A 21,565-nucleotide genomic window follows, 5' to 3' on the forward strand; every position below is an offset into this window, starting at 1 on the left:
GTTCTGCTTCCTCTTCTTCGAGTGCGTGGATGGGGCGGATCGCGGTCAGGCCGGGGTCCGTCGGGTGCTCCGGACGCCGCCGTCGTAGCGCGGGCCGGCCGAGTAGTCCCCCGAGCGCAGGCGGTGCTTCTCGATCTTGGATGTGGGGGTCTTCGGCAGCGCCTCGATCGTCTCGACGTAGCGTGGGATCTTGAAGGCCGCGAGACGGTCGTCGGCCCACGCGATGATCGACTCGGGGTCGATCTCGCGGCCCGGCTGCGCGACGACGAAGACGCAGAGCTCCTCGTCGGTCATGTCCGAGGGGACGCCGATCACGGCGCTCTCGCGGACATCCGGGTGGGTGTTGATCGTCATCTCCACCTCGAGCGAGGAGACGTTCTCGCCGCGGCGGCGGACGATGTCCTTCTTCCGGTCGACGAAGAAGAAGCGGCCCTCGGCGTCCTGCCAGGCGCTGTCGCCCGTGCGCAGCCAGCCGTCGACGAGCGCCTCGGCCGTCTTCTCCGGGTCCTTGAAGTAGCCGAGCATCGTCGCCGGCCCGCGGAGCACCAGCTCGCCGACCTCGCCGCGCGGGAGCTCCGCGCCGTCCTCGCCGATGATCATGGCCTCCGTCCTCGGGACCGAGGGGTCGGGATGCGAGCGCGGCACGCCCATGGAGTCCGGCACGCGCTCGCCGTCGATCGGCTCGAGGAGCCCGTAGGTCGTCTCGCTCATGCCGAAGCCGGAGACGCAGGCGACGCCGAAGCGCTCCTCGACGCCCATCCGCACATCGTGCGGGAGGGCCGGGACGCCGTAGGCGACGCGGACGTCGTGATCGCGGTCCTCGGGGGTGACCTCGCTCTTGGAGAGGATGACGGTCATGGCGCCGATGTAGTTGAAGACGTTGACGCGGTGCCGGCGCACCTCCGGCCAGAACCGGCTCGCGCTGAACCGGGGGGCGAGCACCATGGCGCCCTCGGCCCCGATCGCGCCCATCGTCGAGTAGGCCTGCGAGTTGATGTGGAAGAGCGGGAGGCAGGCGTAGATGCGGTCGCCGCGCTCCATCTTCATCCAGGCGGGGTAGGCCTGGCCGGTGAGCACGTAGTTGCGGTGGGTCTGCATCACGCCCTTCGGCCGACCCGTCGTGCCCGAGGTGTAGATGAGGCTGATGAGGTCGTCCCCCTCGAGCTGCACGGAGGGCGCGCGGCCCCCGGCACGGCGTGCCTCGTCGGCGAAGTCCTCGTAGCCGTCCGCGGCGCCGAGCGCGAGCGTCTGCCCGAGATGCGGGGAGCCGTCGGAGATGCGGCGGAAGAGCTCGCCGTGCGCGGGGTCGATGAGCGCGAAGCGCGCCTCCGAGTGGTCGATGAGGTACTTCGCCTCCTCGTACTTGAAGCCCGTGTTGACGGCGACGAGCACGGCGCCGATCTTCGCGAGCCCGAGCCAGGCGTGGAGGAAGCCGGGGCTGTTGTCGGCCATGAAGGCGACCCGGTCGCCCTTCCGGATGCCCATGTTGTGCCAGAGCGCCGCCGCCTCGTCGACGCGGGCGTTGAAGTCCTCGTAGCTCTGCTCCGTGTCCTCCCAGATCAGGTAGGGGGAGGACGCGTTGCCGGCGACCGCGTCCTCGAGGAAGGAGCGGACGTTGAGCGTGTGAAGGTTCATGCGGGGTCCTCGGTTCCGGGGTCTGGGTTCGGGTGGTCTGGGATCGGGTGGTCAGGGTTCGGGTGGTCAGCGCGCCCGCTCGGACGAGCCCTTCGGCGCGACGGCGGCGCGGTCGGTGACGACGTCGATGAGCACGGGGCCGGGGGTCTCGTCCGCCTGCGCGATCGCGGAGGCGAGCCCGCTCGCGCTGGTGACGCGGATGCCGGTGACGCCGAGCGACTCGGCGACCGCCGCGAGGTCCGTCTCGCGGAAGTGCCACAGCTCGCCGTGGCGGCCCGACAGCTCGCCGCCGTAGGCGACGGTGTACGGGTTGATCTCCTGGTTGAGCGAGCTGTTGTCGTTGACGACGATCGTGAGCGGGATCTGCCAGCGCGCCGCCGTCTCCAGCTCGCTCAGGTGGTAGAGCAGCCCGCCGTCGCCCGTGAAGACGACCACGCGGGCGTCGGGGCGCGCGATCTGGGCGCCGATGCCGGCCGGGAGGCCCCAGCCGAGCGAGCCCGCCGCGCGGATGAAGCCCTGCCCGGGATGCGCGAGGTCGAGGTGCGCGGCCGTCCACATGCCCGCGTGGCCGGTGTCGGCGACGACGATCGCGTCCTCCGGCAGCAGGCGCGAGAGCTCGGTGACGAGCCGCTCGGGCCGGAGCTCGGCGGCCTCCGACTCGACGTGCCGGGCGACCTCCTCCCGCCAGCGCGCCGCGAGCTCCCGGGCGCGCTCGCGCCAGGCGGCACCCGCATCCAGGTCCGTCTCGGGGAGCGCCTCGAGCAGGGCGCGGAGGCCCGAGCGGGCGTCGGCGACGAGCGGCAGGGTGTCGGCGTAGTGGCGCCCGGGCTCGCTCGGCTCGATGTCGAGGTGCACGACGCGCGTCTCGGGAGGCGGCACCTGCCAGGTGAGCGTGAGCTGGCTGCCCGTCTGGCTGCCGACGTAGATCACGAGATCCGCCTCGAGGAGGACCTGGTTGGCGGAGGCGCGCGCGTAGAGCCCCGGGATGCCGATCGCGAGCGGGTGGTCGGACGGCACCGTGTCCTTGCCGTTCATGGAGGTCGCGATGGGCGCGCCGATCCGCTCCGCGAGCGCGACGACCTCGGCCGCGGCGCCGGAGGCGCGCACACCGCCGCCGGCGACGACGACCGGCCGCTCGGCCGCCGCGATCGCGGCCGCCGCCGCCCGGACGGCGTCGCGGTCCGGCTCGATCCGGATGCCGGGCACGCGCGCCTCGCGGGGCGGGGGCGGGGGCGCATCCAGGGTCCCGTTCTCGACGAGGTCGCCCGTGTGCCCGGCGAGCTCGAGGTGGACCGGTCCCGGCTTCCCGACCGTGGCATCCCGCAGCGCCTGCGCGAGCTGGTCGGGCAGGCGCTCGGCCTCGAAGACCTGGCGGCTGGAGCGGGTGACCGGCTTGAAGAGCGGGAGGTCCTCGATCTCCTGGTAGTAGTTGCGGCCGCGGCTGTACGGGTAGGGCCCGCCGGTGATCGCGAGGACAGGCGAGCAGCCGAGGACGGCGTCGCGGAGCCCCGCGGCGAGGTTGGCGGCGCCGATGTTCTGCGCCATGCAGACCCCGACGCGCCCGCTCGCCCTGGCGTAGCCGTCGGCCATGTACGCCGCGGCCTTCTCGCCGTGGGTGACGATGCGGCGGATGCCGGTCTCCTGCTCCATCGCGACGAGGGTCGCGGAGAGCACGGTCGGGACGAGGAAGACGGCGGTCGTGCCGGCGGCGTCGAGCGCCCGCGCCAGGTACCGCGCACCCGTCGTCTCCACCATGAAAACCGCTCCGTTCTCATCGCCGGCGTCCGCTCGTCGTCGAGCGGCCGTTGCATGTGTCTTGTTCAACAAGACGATGTCTTATTACTACGAGACGCGGCGCGCATCTGTCAAGGCCCCCGTCGCCGTTCCCGTAGCATGTGGACCGCTCGGCCGCGGCGGCCGGGCGCGGGGCCGCCACGAGATGGGACGCGGACGATGAGCGAGACCGAATCGCTGAACGGGGGCGGCAAGCCGAGCGTCCTGACGAGGGCGATCACCCTGCTCGAGCTCGTCTCCAGCCACGGCGACGGGATCGGCGTGCGCGACGCCGCCCGCCGCACCGGCATCGATCGCAGCGCCGTGAGCCGCATCCTCACCCACTTCGACGAGCTCGGCTACGTCGAGCAGGACGGCGAGCGCGGCGTCTACAGCCCCGGCCCCCGCCTGTTCTCCCTCGTCGCCGCCCTCAGCGAGCGCGACTCCCTCGTGCGGGCCGCGAGCCCCCTCCTCCACGAGCTCGTCGAGCGCTTCAACGAGACCTGCTACCTCGGCGCGCGCGTCGACGACCACCTCGTCTTCCGCAGCAAGGTCGACTGCGAGCACACCATCCGCTACGTCATCGAGCTCGGCAAGCCGTTCCCGCTCGTCGGCGGCGCCTCCGGCCTCGCGATCCTCTCCGGCCTCCGCGATGACGAGATCGACGCCGTCCTCCGCCGGCCGATCGACCGGAACACCCCGCAGAGCTTCGCCTCGGCGGACGAGGTCCGCGAGCAGCTCGCGAAGGACCGCGAGCTGGGCTACACCTACTCCCCCGGCCGTTGGGTGCCGAACGGGGCCGGCATCGGGGCGCCGTTCTTCGACGCGAGCGGGCGGTGCGCGGGCGCGATCACGATGTCGATGCCCGCCGACCGCCTCGCGACGATGTCGATCGAGGAGGTCGGGCTCGCCGTGCGGGACGCCTCGGCGCGGATGTCGGAGCGGCTGGGATACCGCGCGACCTGACGAGCGGGAGAACGGCGGACGCCCGCATCCTGTCCCCCCGGCCAGGTCGACCGGCCCCGGGGAGGGGTCGCGCGCCGCGCCCGATCGCGACGATCGAGGCATGGAAACCGAACTCGCCCCGCCCGTCGAGGTGCGCGGCCTGCGGAAGCACTACCGCCGGGCCGTCGCCGTCGACGAGGTCAGCTTCACCGTCCGGCCCGGCCGCATCGTCGGGCTCCTCGGCCCCAACGGCGCCGGCAAGACCACCACCATGCGCATCCTGCTCGGCCTCGCCTCGGCCGACGCGGGCGACGCGCTCATCTGCGGGCGGCCGATCGCCGAGCTCCCGCGGCCGGCCTCCATCGTCGGCGCCGTCCTCGACGGCGGCGGCCTGGACGGCGCCCGCACCGGGCGGCAGCACCTCCGCATCGCGGCGGCGCAGGCCGGCGCGGGCGCAGACCGGGTCGACGCCCTGCTCGCGGAGGTCGAGCTCGGCGCCGCCGCGGATCGCCGCATCGGCGGCTACTCGCTGGGGATGCGGCAGCGGCTCGCCCTCGCCGCCGCGCTGATCGCCGATCCGAGCCTGCTCGTCCTCGACGAGCCGGCGAACGGGCTCGACCCGGAGGCGATGCACTGGCTGCGCGGCCGGCTGCGCGCCTTCGCGGATGCGGGCGGCGCCATCCTGCTCTCCTCGCATCTGCTCGCGGATGTGGCGCAGATCGCCGACGACGTGGTCGTCATCGTGGGCGGCCGCGTCGCCGCGGACGTCACGCTCGCGGATGCGACCGCGGCGGGCGACCTCGAGCGCTTCTACCTGCAGCTCGTGCAGGGCGGGGCGGTGGTGCGCTGATGGTCCGCGCAGAACTGCTCAAGCTGTCCACCCTGCCGGCGCCGCGCATCGCGATCGCGATCGGCGCCGCGGGCCTCGCCCTCACCCAGCTGCTGTTCGTCACCCTCATCCCGGCGCTCGCGTCCGGCGCCATCGGGCCCGGCGTCGAGGAGCTCGGCGAGGACCTCCCGGTCGTCGACCTCGCCTCGCGCGCGGCCCAGCTCGGCGCCCTGGATCCGCTCGGCGGGTCGAGCGGGGCCGGCTCCATCGGGGTCGCCGTCATCGCGATCGCGCTGCTCGGCGTGCTCGCCGGCACGAGCGACCTCCGCAGCGGCGGCATCGCGTCGGCGCTCATCGCGCAGCCCCGCCGCGGCCGGCTGCTCGCCTCGAAGGCGGCCGCGGTCGCGGTCGCCGGGGCCGTCGCGGGGCTCGTCTACGCACTCGTCAGCGGGCTCGCGCTCGCCGGCTCGCTCGCGATCCTCCGCACGCCGCTCGTCCTCGGCCCGCTCGATGTGATCGCCACGCTGGGGCGCGGCATCGGGGCGATCGCCTGCCTGGCCGTCATCGGCCTCGCGGTCGGCCTCATCGCCCGCCGGGGCGTGGCCGGCGTGCTCGCGATGCTCGGCATCCTGTTCCTGGAGCCGATCATCCAGTCCGCGGCGCAGCTCATCGTCGGCGAGCTGCCCGCCTGGGCGCAGGTGCTCCCCCTCGCGCTCGCCCGCGCGACCATCGGCGCAGCGCCCGGCCTCCTGCCGCCTGCCGTCGCCGGCGCGGCGCTGCTCGCGCTGACCGCCCTCGCGCTCGGCATCGCGACGGCGGTGCTGCGGCGCCGCGACGTCTGAGGGGTGCGGGGCCGGGCGCTCCTCGCGAGCGCCGGCCCCGCGCCGACTCCCCCCGGAAACGACGAAAGCCCCTGGAGACCAGGGGCTTCGCGTGTGGCGGAGACGGCGGGATTTGAACCCGCGGTCCCCTTGCGGGGACTCCACCTTAGCAGGGTGGTGCACTCGACCGGACTATGCGACGTCTCCAAGTACCCGGCTATCTTGCCACACTCCGCGCGCCGTGCCGATCTGCGGACATCCGGGCGATCCGGCGCGGATCGGAGCCCTCTCGACCCGGATGTCCGCAGCTCTGCACGGCACCCCGCCGAACCGATCCGCAGGCGCGCAGGCGCCATCCGGGATACTGGGTGACCGTGACCTCCCACCCGCCCGAGCCGACATCCGCGGGCGGCCGTCACGGCAACGACTTCGACGCGCTGCGGCTCCTCGGCGCGGTCCTCGTCATCGTCGGCCACGGCTTCGTGCTCCACGGGGAGCCCGGGCGCACGCCCTACGCCTTCGGTCTCGCGCTGCACACGCTCGGCGTCGCGATCTTCTTCGCGATCAGCGGCTTCCTCATCATGGGGAGCTGGATGCGGCGGCCGGCCCTCGCGGTCTACGCGACCAGCCGGGCGGCCCGCATCCTCCCCGCCCTCGTGCCGGTGACGCTCGTCTGCGCCTTCCTGCTCGGCCCGCTCGTCTCGACGCTGCCGCTCGGCGAGTACCTCTCGAGCGGCGCGACCTGGGCGTACCTCGCGAACCTCGTGCCCGTCGTGCCGCAGTACGAGCTGCCCGGGGTCTTCACCGAGCTGCCGTACCCGGATGCGGTGAACGGCTCGCTCTGGACCCTCCGCGTCGAGTTCCTCTGCTACCTCGCGGTCGCGCTGCTGGCGCTCGTCCCGGCCCGCGCGCGCCCGGGCGCGATCGCGGCGGCGGCGATCGCGGCCGCCGCGATCTCGATGCTCGACCTCCGCGTCGCCGACGCCGACGTGTCCTCCGCCGCCGACGTCCTCGTCTACTTCGGCGCCGGCGCGCTCCTCCGCTTCGCGCCGCGCCGCCTCCTCGGCCCGCTGCCCGCGCTCCTCGCGCTCGGGCTGTGGGCGGTGGCGAGCGCGCTCCTGCCGGAGGCGGGCCGCCTGCTCAGCTGGGTCGCCCTCCCCCTCGTGATCGTCGCGGCGGGTCTCGCCTCGACGCCGGTCGCGCGACGCGCGGCGCGCTTCGGCGACCTCTCCTACGGCATGTACCTGTGGGCGTTCCCGGTGCAGCAGACGCTGCTCCACCTGAGCCCGGGGATGCCGGTGTGGGCCGGCATCGGCCTCGTCACCCTGGTGAGCGCGGTGCTCGCCCTGCTGAGCTGGCACCTCGTCGAGGCGCCGGCGATGCGCGCGAAGGACCGCCTCCCGTGGATGCGGCGGACGCCGAGCGCGCAGCGCCGCTGAGCCCGGAGGGCGGGGAAGACTAGCCGCCGAAGCCGACCGAGCAGGTCGACTGCGAGGCGTCCTGGCCCGAGACGCCGCCGACGACGGCCGAGTCGTCCGGCTGCTCGCTCGCCTCCGGGTCCGCGCTCGCCGAGCCGGACGGATCCGGCTTCGGCGTCTTCGTCGCGTTCGGGTCGGCGGTCGAGCCCTCGTCGTCGCCGGCCTTGTCGAGCTTGACGCCCTTGTCGGCCTTGATCGCGGCGAACAGCTCCTGCGCCTTCGGCACGTTCGTCGTGACGCGTCCCGCCTGCGCACCCGTGAGATACGTCGTCGGGTACTGCACGAACGTGATCCGCGAGAGGTCGATGTTGTCGAGCGCCTTCGCCATCGCGACCATGGTGTCGAGATTCGAGAGCTGCTTCGAGAGCTCCATGTTCTTCGTCGCCGCGTTCGCGAGCGAGAAGAGCTTGCCGACATCCGTGAGGGTCTCGTCGCTCTTGAGCTTGCGCAGCAGCGCAGAGAGGTAGACCTGCTGCGAGCTGATGCGCGTCAGGTCGGAGCCGTTGCCGACGCCGTGCCGGCTGCGGAGGTACTTGAGCGCCTGGCTGCCCTTGAGCGTGTGGGTGCCCTTGGCGAGGTGGAGGCCCGTGTACGAGTCGTCGATGTCCTGCGCGACGCAGACGTCGACGCCGCCGATGGCGTTCGACATCTTGATGACCCCGCTGAAGGTGATCATGCCCGCGAACTGGATGTCGAGGCCGGTGATGCTCTCGACGACCGTCACGGCGCAGCCGAGCCCGCCGTAGAGGAGCGCCTCGTTGATCTGCGCCCCCGAGAGCGCGCTCGACATCGTGCCGTCCTCGCGCTTGCAGGGCGGGAAGGGCGTGATGAGGTCGCGGGGGATGCTCACCGCGACCGCGTTCGTCTGGTCGGCGGAGACGTGGACGAGGATGTTGACGTCGTTGAGGACCGAGTCGCGCGTCGCCGCGTCCGCGTCGCTGCCGACGAGGAGCATGTTGAAGCCGCCGGGGTAGGCCCCGATGGTCGGCGGCACGATCGGCTCGCCGCCGTCGGGGTCGAGGTCGACGCCGCCGGCGATGTTCTGCTGGAGCTGCCAGCCGGCGATCGCCGCGACCGAGCCGCTCGCGACGAGGGCGACGGCGAGCGTCGAGGCCACGAGCGCGAGCACCCCGCGGATCGCGCGGCGCGGGGCGAGGCGGCCGTGACGCGCGAGCCCCGCGGGTCGGGCGGGCGCGGCCTCCCGCGCCTCCCGGCGGGTGCGGGGACGTGCCTGCTCGTCGGCCACGGCCTACCGCCCGACCGAGCAGGTCTGCTGCGCTGCCGTCTGGCCGCGCAGGCTGGGGATCGTGACCGGGTCCTTGCCGGGCTTCTTCGTCGGGCTCGGCGAGGCGGTCTCGCCCGTGCCGGGCGTCGCCGACGGCTCGGGATCGGGCTCGGGCTCCTCCGTGGCGTTCGGGTCGGCCGTCGAGCCGCGGTCGTCGCCCGCCGTCTCGAACGCGATCGGCTGGTCGTTGCGGATGGCCGCGAAGAGGGCGTCCGCCTGCGCCTGGATGGGGGCGACCTTGCCCTCGTAGATGCCGCCGACGCCCGTCGTGCCCGGGAACTGCGCGAAGGTGATGCGGTCGAGGCCGATGTTGTTGAGGGCCTGCGCCATCGCGACCATCGTGTCGAGGCTCGCGAGCTCCTTCGACAGGGTCATGTTCTTCTGCGCGGCGCCCGCCAGCTTGAACAGCTTGCCCGGGTCGGTGAGCGTGTCCTCGCTCTTCACCTTGCGCAGCAGCGAGGAGAGGAACACCTGCTGCGAGCTGATGCGGGTGAGGTCGGAGCCGTCGCCGACCCCGTGCCGGGTGCGGAGGAAGAGCATCGCGTTCCGGCCCTTCAAGGTGTGCACCCCGGCCTTGAGATGAAGGCCCGTGTACGAGTCGTCGATGTCCTGCGCGACGCAGACGTCGACGCCCCCGATCGCGTTCGACATCTTCACGACGCCGTCGAAGGTGATCATGCCGGCGAACTGGATGTCGACGCCGCTGACGCCCTCCACGACCTTCACGGCGCAGGCGAGGCCGCCGTAGTACAGCGCCTCGTTGATGGGGCGCCCGGCCATGGGCGAGCTCTCCGTCCCGTCGGAGCGCTTGCAGGACGGGAAGGGCACGACGAGATCGCGCGGCAGGCTCACGGCGACCGCGTTCGTCTGGTCGGCGGAGACGTGGATGAGGATGTTGACGTCGTTGAGGACGCTCTCGCGATCCGAGTCGGCGTCGCTGCCGACGACGAGCATGTTGAAGCCGCCCTCGTACGCGCCGATCGTCGGCGGGACCGCGACCTCGCCGTCCTCGTTGATCGCGACCGCCTCGTCCGCGATCCCGGTCTGGAACTGCCAGGCCCAGATCGCGCCGACGGAGCCGCCCCCGACGAGCAGGACCGCGAGCGTGCTCGACACGAGCGCCGCGATCGTGCGCCCCGCGCCGCGCCGGGGCAGACGCCCGTGGCGGGCCACGCTCGGCGGCTTGGGCGCGCGGTTCGCGCGGTCCCGCGTCAGCTCGCTCATGCGGGGTTCTCCCTGGCTCGTGCTCGCCGGCTCAGGCGGGCGGGTCGGGTCGGATACGCGGAGGGCGTGGGATTCGAACCCACGAGGCATTGCTGCCCACTGGTTTTCAAGACCAGCTCCATCGGCCGCTCGGACAGCCCTCCCGACGGAGCCTCGATCATAACCGAGGGTCGCCCGGCAACCCTGGAGGGACCTGGGATTCCGTCAGCTCGGCGCGTCAGCCGGGGAAGAGGCGGCGCAGCGCCGCCGCGACGCCGTCCTCGAGGTCGGTGGAGGTCTGCTCGCTCGAGGCCTCGACGACCTCGGGCGGCGCCTGGCCCATCGCGACCGCCGTGCCGCCGCCGCGGACCGCCCAGCCGAACATGTCGATGTCGTTCCGCCCGTCGCCCATGACGACCACCGCATCCCGGTCCGCGCCGAGCTCCTCGGCGACCCGCTCGAGCGCGGTCCCCTTGTTGACGCCGTCGGGCGCGATGTCGAGCCAGGCGGTCCAGCCGATGTTGTAGCTGACCTGGTGGAGGCCCATGCGCTCGACGACCTGGAGGAACTCCTCGGTGTCGTGCTCGGGAGAGATGACGACGACGCGCGTCGCCCCCGTGCGCAGCAGCTCCTCGAAGGACACCTGCTCGCTCGTGGTGCCGAGCGCGCCCTCCGGGAACCGGCCCTCGAAGCGGTACGCGCCGTGCTCGTCCTCGACCGCGTAGCTCGCGCCCTCGAGGTTCTCGTGGATGGTGGTGAGCACCTGGGTCGGGTCGAACGTCTCGACGTGCCAGCGCGCGTAGCCGTCCTCGGCGGTCTCGTCCCGGCGCATCGTGATGGCGCCGTTCGAGCACACCACGTACTCCGGCTGGATGCCGAGCCGCGCCACGACCGGCAGCGTCATGGAGACGGAGCGGCCGGTCGCGAGGGTCACCTCGACCCCCGCATCCCGGACCCGCAGGATCTGCTCGCGCACCGCGTCCGAGAGCGTCCCGTCCTCGTGGAGCACCGTGCCGTCGATGTCGAGCGCGACGAGCGCCCGGCGCGCGGCCGTCATCGGACGGGCTCGAGCACGGCGAGGCCGCCGAGGTACGGGCGCAGCGCCTCCGGCACGACCACCGAGCCGTCCGCCTGCTGATGGGTCTCGAGGATCGCGACCAGCCAGCGCGTCGTCGCGAGCGTGCCGTTGAGGGTCGCCACGGGCGCGGTCTTCCCGCTCTCCGTGCGGTGACGGGTGTCGAGGCGGCGCGCCTGGAAGGTGGTGCAGTTCGAGGTGGAGGTGAGCTCGCGGTAGGCGCCCTGCGTCGGCACCCAGGCCTCGACGTCGTACTTGCGCGCGGCGCTCGAGCCGAGGTCGCCGGCCGCCGTGTCGATGACGCGATAGCTCAGGCCCAGCGACTGCAGCATCCCCTCCTGCATGGCGAGCATCCGCTCGTGCTCCTCGACGGCCGTCGCCGGCTCCACGTAGCTGAACATCTCCAGCTTCTGGAACTGGTGCACGCGGATGATGCCGCGGGTGTCGCGGCCGTGCGAGCCCGCCTCGCGGCGATAGCAGGTCGACCAGCCGGCGTAGCGGAGGGGACCGGCGGAGAGGTCGAGGATCTCGTCCTTGTGGTAGCCGGCGAGCGCCACCTCGCTCGTGCCCGTGAGGTAGAGGTCGTCGGCCTCGAGGCGGTAGATCTCGTCGGCGTGGGCGCCGAGGAAGCCGGTGCCCGCCATGATGTCGGGGCGCACGAGCGTCGGCGTGATGAGCGGCGTGAAGCCCGCGGCGAGCGCCCGGTCGAGGCCGAGGTTCATGATCGCGAGCTCGAGGCGCGCGCCGATGCCCTTGAGATAGTGGAAGCGGGCGCCCGAGACCTTGGTGCCGCGCGGCATGTCGATCGCGTCGAGCTTCTCGCCGAGCTCCAGGTGGTCGCGCGGCTCGAAGTCGAAGGCGGGCACCTCGCCGACGTGCTTGAGCACGACGTAGTCGTCCTCGCCGCCGGCCGGCACCCCGTCGAGGACGATGTTGCCGATGCCCCGCGCGAGGCGCTCGAACTCGGCCTCCGCCTCCCCGCTGCGCTGCTGGGCCGCCTTGACCCGCTCGGCGAGCTCCTGCACCTGCGCGATGAGCGCCGGCTTCTCCTCCTTGCTCGCCCTCGCGACCGTCTTGCCGAAGGCGTTCTGCTCGGCGCGGAGGGCCTCGAACTCGGAGATCGCCTGACGGCGCGCGGCGTCGGCGTCGAGCGCCGCATCCACCAGCTCGGTCGACTCGCCGCGGGAGGCCTGCGAGGCCCTCACGGCGTCGGGGTTGTCGCGAAGCAGCTGAGGGTCGATCACGCGCCCCATCCTACGGGCGGCACATGCCCTACGGTGGTGCCATGGCCGCCCCCGAGACCCGCGGAGCACGCCGCGCCGCCGTCGTCTACAACCCGATCAAGATCGATCAGGATGCGGTGCGCGCCGCGGTCGGCCGGGCCGAGCGCGAGCACGGCTGGGCCGAGACCCTCTGGCTCGAGACGAGCGAGGAGGACCCGGGCGGCGGGCAGACGCGGGAGGCCGTCGACGCCGGCGTGGACGTCGTGATCGCGGCGGGCGGCGACGGCACGGTGCGCGCGGTCGCCGAGGCGCTGCGCGACGCCGACACCGCCCTCGCGCTCCTCCCCTCGGGCACCGGCAACCTCCTGGCCCGCAACCTGAACCTGGATCTCGACCACATCGAGGGCTCCGTCGAGACCGCCTTCACCGGCCACGACGAGCGCATCGACCTCGGGATCGCGCGGCTCGAGCGCGAGGACGGCACGCGCGAGGAGCACGCCTTCCTCGTGATGGCGGGCATCGGCATCGACGCCCAGATGGTCGTCAACACGAACCCGGAGCTCAAGAAGAAGGTCGGCTGGCTCGCCTACGTCGACGCGATCATCAAGTCCCTGCGCGACCGGGACCGCATCCGGGTCCGCTACGAGATCGACGACCAGCCGGTGCGCGGCATGGGCGTCCACACCCTCATGGTCGGCAACTGCGGCTCGCTGCCCGGCAACATCCTGCTGCTGCCCGAGGCGGCGGTCGACGACGGGTTCTTCGACATCGTCGCGCTGCGGCCGGAGGGCTTCATCGGCTGGGTGCAGATCTGGACGAAGATCATCTGGGAGAACGGGGTGCTCCGCCGCAGCCAGGTCGGGCGCAAGCTCATCGGGCTCACGAAGGAGGTGCGCACGCTGCGCTACCTCAAGGGCGCGACCTTCACGGCCCGGCTCGACCGGCCCGACGAGTTCGAGCTCGACGGCGACGTGTTCGGCGAGGTCATCGCCTTCCGCACGACGGTCGATCCGCTCGCGCTGCGGGTCCGCATCCCCGAGGGCCGCACGATCGACAGCCCGCGCCACACCGAGGAGCCCGCCGACGCGGCGCAGCCGCAGACCTAGCTCGCGGCGCGGCGCAGCGCGTGCAGCATGAGCGCGCCGAGCAGGGCGAGCGCTCCGGCGAGCAGCGCGCCGCCGAAGAGCCCCGTCAGGAGGTCGGAGGCGGCGGAGATCGCATCCAGCTCGCGGCCGATCGTGTCGACGGCCCCGCCGGTGACACCGTCCTCCGCCCGCTGGTACAGCTCGACGAGCCGCCGCTGCCGGTCGAGCACCCCGACCGCGAGCGTCGCGGCGAGGGCGAGCAGGGCGAGCGCCGCGGCCCAGGCGGCGGCGATCGCCGAGCGCCCGAGGAGCACGGTCAGGCCCGGTCGCGCCGGTGCAGCACGGCCGCCGTGACGAGCGTGAGGAGGAGGCCGGTGGCGCCCGCCGCGAGGAGCGAGCCGGCGCCCGTGTAGCCGAGGGTCTCGACGAAGCGCGCGAAGCCGTCGTCCAGGTCGACCTCGCCGCCGCCGGAGCTCCACAGGCGCTGCTGCTCGGCGATCAGCCAGACGCACCAGGAGCCGAAGGCGATGATCGCAGCGCTGAGGATCGGCATCGCGACGAGGTAGGGGTTCCGCCAGATCGACTCCCGCGGGAGCTCTTCCGGCTCGGGCTCCGGCTCGCGTCCGCGCGGCTCGGCGGCGGACGGGCGATCGGATGCGATGGGCGCCGCGCTCACGCGGATCGGCTCCGGCGCCCGGACGGCGGGCTGGGCATCGGGCTGCGCGGTCGGCGGCACGGCGGGCTGCGGGGCCGCCTCGGCACCCGGATCGCCGCCCTGGAATCCCCGCTGGAATCTCGGGTCGTAGCGTCGATCCACGCCGTCCGGTCCGCTCATGCCCGCCCGGCCTCCCCGCTCAGCAGCTCGCGCAGCCAGTCGCGCGCGTCGATGAAGACCTCGTCGCGGTAGCGGTCGTCGACGACGACCGGCTCGCGGTCGGCTCGCGGGTAGGAGCCGAGGAAGGTGACGCCCGGGCTGAAGCGCTTGAGGCCGAGCAGCGCGTCCGCCACCCGCTCGTCGCGCACGTGCCCGTCGAGGTCGATGACGAAGCGGTAGCGCCCGAGGGCGTCGCCGATGGGACGCGACTCGAGGAGGCTCATGTTGACGCCGCGCGTCGCGAACTGCTCGAGCATCTCGAGCAGCGAGCCGGGCGCCTCGCTCGGGAGCTCGACGATGACGCTCGTCTTGTCGGCCCCGGTGCGCTCCGGCACGGCGCCCTCGCGCTCGACGAGCACGAAGCGGGTGACGGCGTTGGGGTTGTCGCCGATGTGCTCGGCGAGCACCTCGAGCTCGTAGTGCTCGGTGATCCCGGGCGGGGCGATCGCGGCGTCCGCGAGGTCGCGCTCGAGGAGGGATGCGGCGGCCGCCACGTTCGAGGTCGCCGGCAGGTGGCCGTGGCTCGGCAGCTCGGCGTCGAGCCAGAGCCGGCACTGCGCGTAGGCGACGGGGTGCGCGGTGACGGTCCGGACGTCCTCGAGGCGGGTGCCGGGCCGCGCGACCAGCACGAAGTCGACGGGCACGAGCTCCTCGCCGACGATGCGGAGGCCGGGAATCGTCGCGAGGGCGTCCTGCGTCGCGCTGACCCCGCCCTCGACGCTGTTCTCGATCGCGATCATGGCGCCGCGGCTGCGCCCCGAGAGCACGTCGTCGATCGCCTCGCCGACGTTGTTCACGTCGCGCAGCTCGGCCCCCTCCGACACCGGCGACTGCATGAGCGCCGTCCAGGTGAAGGTGCCGACCGGTCCCAGGTAGCTGTACACCGCGGGAGACTCGGGGGCTGCCATGCCGCGAGCCTAGCGGTCCGCAGATCGCTCGCCTGCGGAGGGTTTCTGACCGACACGCCGCCCACGGGCGACCCGGCGGCGGCGTGTCGGTCAGAGACCCTCCCGCCGAGACAGACTGGGAGGCGGGTGCGGGATGCGGCGGGAGGATCGCGCGCACGGTGCCCCGGATGCCAGGATCGTCCCATGACGGACCGCGCCGGCACCCCCGCCCAGGAATCCGACCTCATCGACGTGCGCGAGCTCGTCGAGGCCTACTACGAGCGGACGCCCGACCCGGCGGATCCGGCGCAGCGCGTCGCCTTCGGCACGAGCGGCCACCGCGGCTCGAGCCTCGACACCGCCTTCAACGAGACCCACATCGCGGCGATCACGCAGGCGATCGTCGAGTACCGCGCCGAGCAGGGCATCACGGGCCCGCTGTTCATCGGCCGCGACACCCACGGCCTCTCTCGCCCGGCCGAGACGACCGCCCTCGAGGTGCTCGAGGCGAACGGCGTGCACGCGCTCGTCGACGCCTTCGACGACTACGTGCCGACCCCGGCGCTCAGCCGCGCCATCATCCGCCACAACCGCGGCCTCCCCGAGGGCGCCCCCCAGGCGGACGGCATCGTCATCACCCCGAGTCACAACCCGCCCCGCGACGGCGGCTTCAAGTACAACCCGCCGCACGGCGGCCCCGCCGACTCGGACGCGACGAACTGGATCGCGGGCCGAGCGAACGAGCTCATCGCGGGCGGGAACCGCGACGTCCGCCGCGGCGAGCCGAGCGGGGTCGACACCTACGACTTCCGCGGCGAGTACGTCGCCGACCTCGCCTCGATCATCGACGTCGGCGCGATCAAGCAGGCCGGCATCCGGCTCGGCGCCGACCCGCTGGGCGGCGCGAGCGTCGGCTACTGGAAGCTCATCGGCGAGCGGTACGGCCTCGACCTCACGGTCGTGAACCCGGAGGTCGACCCGACCTGGCGCTTCATGACGCTCGACTGGGACGGGAGGATCCGGATGGACCCGTCCTCGCCCTCCGCCATGGCCTCGGTGCTGCGGTACCGCGAGCAGTACGACATCGTCACCGGCAACGACGCCGACGCCGACCGGCACGGCATCGTCACGCCCGACGCGGGGCTCATGAACCCGAACCACTACCTCGCGGTCGCGATCAGGTACCTCGCCGAGCACCGCGAGGGCTGGCGCACGGATGCCGCGATCGGCAAGACGCTCGTGTCGAGCTCCATGATCGACCGGGTCGCCGCCTCCCTGGGCCGTCGCCTGTGGGAGGTGCCGGTCGGCTTCAAGTGGTTCGTGCCGGGCCTCGTCGACGGCTCGGTGGCCTTCGGCGGCGAGGAGAGCGCGGGGGCCAGCTTCCTCGAGCTCGACGGCTCCACCTGGACCACCGACAAGGACGGCATCCTCCTCGCGCTCCTCGCGGGCGAGATCCGCGCGGTCACCGGCAGGAGCCCGTCGGAGCTCTACGCGGAGCTGACCGCCGAGTTCGGCGAGCCCGCCTACGCCCGCGTGGATGCCGCGGCGACGAAGGAGCAGAAGGCGCGCCTCGGCAGGCTGTCCGGCGCCGACATCACGGCCGACACCCTCGCGGGCGATGCGATCACCGCCCGGCTGACGGCGGCGCCCGGCAACGGGGCGGCGATCGGCGGCGTCAAGGTCGAGACCGAGCACGCCTGGTTCGCGGCCCGCCCGTCCGGAACGGAGGACGTCTACAAGATCTACGCGGAGTCCTTCCGCGGGCCCGAGCACCTCGCCGAGGTGCAGGCCGAGGCGAAGACGATCGTGGATGCCGCGCTCGGCGGCTGAGCAGCCTCCCGCTCAGCCGGCGTAGTCCGCGGCGGCGGGGAGGTCGAAGAACTCCTCCATCGTCTCGACGCCCTGCTCGCGCATCTCCGCGGCGAGCGCCTTCCCGACGTAGCGGTAGTGCCAGGGCTCGAACTCGTAGCCGGTGACGCTCGTCTTGCCCTCCGGGTAGCGGAGGATGAAGCCCCACTTCCAGGCGTTCTCGGCGAGCCAGGTGCCCTGCGGGGTGTCGGCGAAGCACGCCTGCAGCGCGCAGTTCGCGGGGAGCGCGCTGATGTCGATCGCGAGGCCGGTCTGGTGCTCGCTGTATCCGGGCCGTGCGCTCGTGAGGTCGGCGCCCTTCTGCCCGAGCTGCGAGACCCACCCGTTGTAGGTGGTCACCTGGGTCGCGTAGGCGCGGTACGCGCTCTGCGACTGCATGCGCAGCCCCGTCTCCCGCTCGTAGGCGGCGAACATGGCGACCACCGCATCCGCCGCCTTCTTGCGCAGCTTCGGCGCGTAGACGTAGGGCACGGGGACGTCGACGAGGTCGGGAGCGGCGTAGTCGCGCGGCTCGAGTGGTCGCAGCTTGTCGACGACGACCCAGAAGCTGCCGGGGTCGTCGATGGAGTTCCTCGTCATGTCGAACGTCTCCTCGGGCTCGGGCGTCGGGGTCGGCGTGGCGGTCGGGGTCGGCGTCGCACTCGGCGCGCTCGCGGTCGGCTCGGGGGTCGCCGCGGGCGGCGCCGGCTGCGGCTGGAGGAGCACGAGGACGGCGACGACCGCGACGACGAGCACGATCGCGAGGGCGGCGGCCCCGACGATCCGACCGCGGCGCGTGACGCGCATCCGGGCGTCGCGTCGGGAGGGCAGCGGATCGGGTTCGGCGCCGGGGGACGTCATGCGGTCAGCCTACGGCGGGATGCCGACGAGCCCCGTCTTGCGCGATTGGGTGCGCAAGATGTAAATTTGCACGTCGCGCAAATTTCTCGAGGCCACCGTCGGACCCGCGTCCCGGTGGCCTCCCGTGCGTCGGCCGCATCCCGACCCCCAGAACCACCGGACACGGAGCACCCATGAGCACCAGCAGCACCAAGCGCCTCAGCGGACGGGAGCGCGCCCGCGCCCTCGCCGAGGCCGGCGGCGAGATGACCCCCCGCCAGATCACCCTCGTCATCGTCGGCCTCATGGCCGCGATGTTCCTCTCGTCCCTCAACCAGACGGTCGTCGGCACCTCGATGCGCACCATCGCCGACGACCTCCACGGGCTCGACCAGCAGGCCTGGGTGACGACCGCGTTCCTCATCACCTCGACCGTGATGACGCCGATCTACGGGAAGCTCAGCGACCTCTTCGGCCGCCGCCCGCTCTTCATCATCGCGATCGTCATCTTCCTCGCCGGCTCCGTCCTCGCGACCTTCTCCAACACCATGATCGAGCTCGCCGCCTGGCGCGCCCTCCAGGGCGTCGGCGCGGGCGGCCTCATGGCGCTCCCCCTCACCGTCATGGGCGACATCCTCGCGCCGCGCGAGCGCGCCAAGTACCAGGGCTACTTCCTCGCCGTCTTCGGCATCTCGAGCGTCATCGGGCCGCTCGTCGGCGGCCTCCTCGCCGGCGCCGACGAGATCCTCTTCATCACCGGCTGGCGCTGGGTCTTCCTGATCAACCTCCCCATCGGCGTCGGCGCGCTCATCATGGTGATGGCCTTCCTCCACATCCCGCACCACGCGCCCGGCCGGGTGCGCATCGACTGGTGGGGCGTCGCGACGATCATGCTCGCCGTCGTCCCGCTCCTCCTCGTCGCCGAGCAGGGCCGCGAGTGGGGCTGGGGCTCCGCGGGCGCGATCCTCTGCTACGTCCTCGGCGCGATCGGCATCGTCTCCTTCATCCTCGTCGAGCGCCGCATGGGGGCCGACGCCCTCATCCCGCTCGGGCTCTTCGGCTCGCCCACCTTCTCGATGGCGACCATCCTCAGCGTGCTCGTCGGCTTCGGCATGTTCGGCGCGATGATGACGCTGCCGCTCTACCTCCAGCTCGTCGACGGCGCGACGCCCACCGAGGCCGGCTGGATGATGCTCCCGATGATCGGAGGCCTCATGATCTCGTCGATCGCGAGCGGCCAGATCATCGCCCGCACCGGCCGCTACAAGGTCTTCCCGATCCTCGGCACCGGGCTGCTCTCGGGCGCGTTCCTCCTCCTCACCTTCTCGAGCTACGACAAGCCGCTCTGGTTCACGATGATCGGGATGGGGATCGCCGGGCTCGGCCTCGGCCAGCTCATGCAGACCCTCACGATCGCGAGCCAGAACGCGGTCGGGGCGAAGGACATGGGCGTCGCGACGAGCGCCGCGACCTTCTTCCGCCAGATGGGCGGCACGCTGGGCGTCGCGATCGTCTTCTCGGTGCTCTTCTCGCGGGTCGCCGAGACCATCTCGGAGTCGTTCCAGAAGCCCGAGCTGCTGCGCGCGGCGCTGGATGCGGCCCTCGACCCGGCGGTCGCGCAGGCTCCCGAGAACGCCGCGATCATGGAGGGCGTCTACGGCCCGATCACGCAGCAGGTCGCCGCGAACCTCCCGGCCGGCGTCGACCTCGCCGACGACCAGGTGCGCGCGGGCGTCGTCGACCAGATCGTGCAGCAGGCGGGCGCGGGCGGATTCGGCGGCGGCTCGGGTGCGGGCGGCTCCTTCGCGACCGACAGCTCCTTCCTCAACGGCGCCTCGGACGCGCTCACCGCGCCGTTCCGCGACGGCTTCGCGACCGCGACCGTGACGGTGTTCTGGGTGTCGGCGCTCGTCGTGCTCGTCGCGTTCCTCCTGAGCTTCTTCCTCAAGGCGACGCCGCTGCGCCAGAAGTCGGCGGTCGCGGAGGCCGCCGAGGCGCGCGCGGCCGCGGCCGAGCTCGAGGTCGAGGCGCGCCGGGCGGCGGACCTCGTGGGCGCGCCCGTCGCGCCGAACACGGACAGCATCCCGACGGTCGGCGCGGGCCCCCGGTAGCGCGACCGGGGCGCATCCCGCCCCCCGCCCCGCACCCCGCACCCCGCGAGGTGTCGCGTTCCGCCCGTCCCGAGCCGGCTCGGGGGCGGAACGTGACGACTCGCGGGGTGCGCTGCATGCGAGGGCGGGGTGCTCCGCCGCATCGCGCCGGCGCCCGCCACCCCGCCGGTAACGTTTTCAACCCGGGGATTGACACCGCCGGAAGCGCTTGCATAGTGTGTGCGCAACATCGTGAGAGCGCTCCCACGCCCCGCGCATGAGAGCGCTCCCACGCGCCCGCACCACCACATCCACGCACACAAAGGAGTGACCGTGAGACGTTCACGACGCACCACCGCAGCCGCGGCGGTCTCGACCGCCGCCGCCATCGCCCTCGTCGCCACCGGCTGCGCCGGCGGCTCCAGCCAGGCCGACCCCGACGCCCCCGTCACGCTGACGCTCGCCACCTTCAACGACTTCGGCTACACCGACGAGCTCCTCGCGCAGTACACCGAGGAGCACCCCAACGTGAAGATCGAGCACAACCGGGCCGCGACCTCCAACGACGCCCGCGAGAACTTCTTCACCAAGCTCGGCGCCGGCTCCGGCCTCGCCGACGTCGAGGCCGTCGAGATCGACTGGTTCGCCGAGATGATGCAGTACTCCGACCTCCTCTCCGACCTCTCCGACCCCGAGCTCGAAGGCCGCTGGGTCGACTGGAAGAGCGCCGCCGCCACCGACGCCGACGGCCGCCTCATCGGCTACGGCACCGACATCGGGCCGGAGGGCGTCTGCTACCGCAAGGACCTGTTCGAGGAGGCCGGCCTCCCGAGCGACCGCGAGGAGGTCGCGGCGCTCCTCGAGGGCGACTGGGACACCTACTTCGAGGTCGGCCACCAGTACACCGAGGCCACCGGCAAGCCCTTCTTCGACTCCGCCGGCGCGACCTGGCAGGGCATGATCAACCAGGTCGAGTACGCCTACGAGAAGGAGGACGGCTCGGTCATCGCCACCGAGAACCCCGTCATCAAGGAGAACTTCGAGAAGGTCCTCACCGAGAGCGAGGACCTCTCCGCGCACCTCGGCCAGTGGAGCGAGGACTGGAACGCGGGCATGGCGAACGGCGACTTCGCCACCATGCTCTGCCCCGGCTGGATGCTCGGCGTCATCGAGGGCCTGGCGCCCGAGGTGACCGGCTGGGACATCGCCGACACCTTCCCGGGCGGCGGCGGCAACTGGGGCGGCTCGTACCTGACCGTCCCGGCGCAGGGCAAGAACGCGGAGGCCGCCACGGAGTTCGCCGCCTGGCTCACCTCGCCCGAGGTGCAGCTCCAGGCCTTCGCCAACGCCGGCACCTTCCCGAGCCAGGTCGACACCTACGAGTCGGAGGAGCTGACCAGCGCCACCAACGAGTACTTCAACGACGCGCCCACCGGCGAGATCCTCATCTCGCGCTCGGAGGCCGTGACCGTCGCGCCCTACAAGAGCACGAAGTACTTCCCCATCAACGACGCGCTGCAGCGCGCCCTCACCCGCGTCGACGTCGACAAGAGCCAGTCGGTCGACGAGTCGTGGAACGAGTGGGTCAAGGAGGTCGAGGCGCTCGGCTAGGCCGGTCGCCTGACGACTCGCGGGCCGCACGGATGGACCCCCGTGCGGCCCGCGCACCACTCG

At 72.6% G+C, this 21,565-nt stretch carries 18 protein-coding genes and 2 tRNA genes; 8 read left to right on the forward strand and 12 right to left on the reverse strand.

All coding sequences use genetic code 11. The features are described 5' to 3' along the window. Positions 1-45: 45 nt before the first annotated feature. Together OF852_RS09215 and OF852_RS09220 are read right to left on the reverse strand one after the other, a co-directional pair. On the reverse strand, positions 46-1,635 hold the full coding sequence (locus tag OF852_RS09215) for an AMP-binding protein (protein WP_271118871.1): 1,590 nt from the start codon (positions 1,633-1,635) through the stop codon (positions 46-48). Between the two features lie 66 nt (positions 1,636-1,701). Further along, positions 1,702-3,390 (reverse strand): thiamine pyrophosphate-binding protein, encoded by a 1,689-nt coding sequence (locus OF852_RS09220; protein ID WP_271118872.1) that lies wholly within the window; start codon positions 3,388-3,390, stop codon positions 1,702-1,704. Between the two features lie 198 nt (positions 3,391-3,588). Between OF852_RS09220 and OF852_RS09225 the strand changes: the two genes are divergently transcribed. From OF852_RS09225 to OF852_RS09235, 3 genes are all read left to right on the forward strand, one after another. After that, complete coding sequence (locus OF852_RS09225; RefSeq protein WP_271118873.1) at positions 3,589-4,374, forward strand: IclR family transcriptional regulator; 786 nt, start codon at positions 3,589-3,591, stop codon at positions 4,372-4,374. A gap of 100 nt (positions 4,375-4,474) precedes the next feature. Next, on the forward strand, positions 4,475-5,203 hold the full coding sequence (locus OF852_RS09230; RefSeq protein WP_271118874.1) for an ABC transporter ATP-binding protein: 729 nt from the start codon (positions 4,475-4,477) through the stop codon (positions 5,201-5,203). After that, positions 5,203-6,024: a hypothetical protein gene (locus OF852_RS09235; protein WP_271118875.1), complete on the forward strand. Its 822-nt coding sequence runs from the start codon at positions 5,203-5,205 to the stop codon at positions 6,022-6,024. Before OF852_RS09230 ends, OF852_RS09235 begins: the two co-directional genes overlap by 1 nt. 94 nt (positions 6,025-6,118) lie before the next feature. On the opposite strand, the gene OF852_RS09240 is transcribed toward OF852_RS09235, so the two are convergent. After that, positions 6,119-6,210, reverse strand: a tRNA-Ser gene (locus OF852_RS09240). 167 nt (positions 6,211-6,377) lie between these two features. Here OF852_RS09240 and OF852_RS09245 point away from each other — a divergent pair. Continuing rightward, a complete protein-coding gene (locus tag OF852_RS09245) occupies positions 6,378-7,442 on the forward strand; it encodes an acyltransferase family protein (RefSeq protein WP_271118876.1) in 1,065 nt (354 codons plus the stop codon). 19 nt (positions 7,443-7,461) lie between these two features. Here the strand turns inward: OF852_RS09245 and OF852_RS09250 are convergent, their stop codons facing one another. From OF852_RS09250 to serS, 5 genes are all read right to left on the reverse strand, one after another. After that, positions 7,462-8,727 carry an LCP family protein gene (locus OF852_RS09250; RefSeq protein WP_271118877.1) on the reverse strand — a complete coding sequence of 422 codons (1,266 nt, stop codon included), beginning with the start codon at positions 8,725-8,727 and terminating at the stop codon, positions 7,462-7,464. Between the two features lie 3 nt (positions 8,728-8,730). Further along, entirely contained in the window at positions 8,731-9,990 is a 1,260-nt protein-coding gene (locus OF852_RS09255) for an LCP family protein (protein WP_271118878.1), read from the reverse strand. Positions 9,991-10,048: 58 nt separating this feature from the next. Continuing rightward, positions 10,049-10,133 (reverse strand) — tRNA-Ser (locus tag OF852_RS09260). Positions 10,134-10,207: 74 nt separating this feature from the next. Further along, on the reverse strand, positions 10,208-11,026 hold the full coding sequence (locus tag OF852_RS09265) for an HAD family hydrolase (RefSeq protein WP_271118879.1): 819 nt from the start codon (positions 11,024-11,026) through the stop codon (positions 10,208-10,210). After that, entirely contained in the window at positions 11,023-12,288 is a 1,266-nt protein-coding gene (gene serS / locus OF852_RS09270; RefSeq protein ID WP_271118880.1) for a serine--tRNA ligase, read from the reverse strand. The genes OF852_RS09265 and serS overlap by 4 nt, the downstream gene beginning before the upstream one ends. 41 nt (positions 12,289-12,329) lie before the next feature. On the opposite strand from serS, the gene OF852_RS09275 reads away from it, so the two are divergent. Next, entirely contained in the window at positions 12,330-13,373 is a 1,044-nt protein-coding gene (locus tag OF852_RS09275) for a diacylglycerol/lipid kinase family protein (RefSeq protein ID WP_271118881.1), read from the forward strand. Here the strand turns inward: OF852_RS09275 and OF852_RS09280 are convergent. From OF852_RS09280 to pheA, 3 genes are read right to left on the reverse strand one after another with little or no spacing between them, the layout of a single operon-like run. Beyond that, positions 13,370-13,666, reverse strand: a complete 297-nt coding sequence (locus OF852_RS09280; protein WP_271118882.1) for a hypothetical protein — start codon at positions 13,664-13,666, stop codon at positions 13,370-13,372. The genes OF852_RS09275 and OF852_RS09280 overlap by 4 nt on opposite strands. A gap of 2 nt (positions 13,667-13,668) precedes the next feature. Then, positions 13,669-14,187, reverse strand: a complete 519-nt coding sequence (locus OF852_RS09285; RefSeq protein ID WP_271118883.1) for a hypothetical protein — start codon at positions 14,185-14,187, stop codon at positions 13,669-13,671. Next, complete coding sequence (gene pheA, locus OF852_RS09290; protein ID WP_271118884.1) at positions 14,184-15,134, reverse strand: prephenate dehydratase; 951 nt, start codon at positions 15,132-15,134, stop codon at positions 14,184-14,186. The genes OF852_RS09285 and pheA overlap by 4 nt, the downstream gene beginning before the upstream one ends. Before the next feature lie 183 nt (positions 15,135-15,317). On the opposite strand from pheA, the gene pgm reads away from it, so the two are divergent. Beyond that, positions 15,318-16,943, forward strand: coding sequence for a phosphoglucomutase (alpha-D-glucose-1,6-bisphosphate-dependent) (gene pgm / locus OF852_RS09295; RefSeq protein ID WP_271118885.1), 1,626 nt, complete (start codon positions 15,318-15,320; stop codon positions 16,941-16,943). Positions 16,944-16,955: 12 nt separating this feature from the next. Here pgm and OF852_RS09300 read toward each other — a convergent pair whose 3' ends face one another. Further along, positions 16,956-17,822, reverse strand: a complete 867-nt coding sequence (locus tag OF852_RS09300; RefSeq protein ID WP_271118886.1) for a M15 family metallopeptidase — start codon at positions 17,820-17,822, stop codon at positions 16,956-16,958. Positions 17,823-18,067: 245 nt separating this feature from the next. Here OF852_RS09300 and OF852_RS09305 point away from each other — a divergent pair, with 245 nt between their 5' ends. Continuing rightward, positions 18,068-19,912: an MDR family MFS transporter gene (locus tag OF852_RS09305; RefSeq protein WP_271121151.1), complete on the forward strand. Its 1,845-nt coding sequence runs from the start codon at positions 18,068-18,070 to the stop codon at positions 19,910-19,912. Positions 19,913-20,218: 306 nt separating this feature from the next. After that, positions 20,219-21,502, forward strand: coding sequence for an extracellular solute-binding protein (locus tag OF852_RS09310; protein WP_442908614.1), 1,284 nt, complete (start codon positions 20,219-20,221; stop codon positions 21,500-21,502). Positions 21,503-21,565: the final 63 nt, after the last annotated feature.

The sequence above is a fragment of the Homoserinibacter sp. YIM 151385 genome, assembly GCF_027912415.1.
Classification (GTDB): Bacteria; Actinomycetota; Actinomycetes; order Actinomycetales; family Microbacteriaceae; genus Schumannella.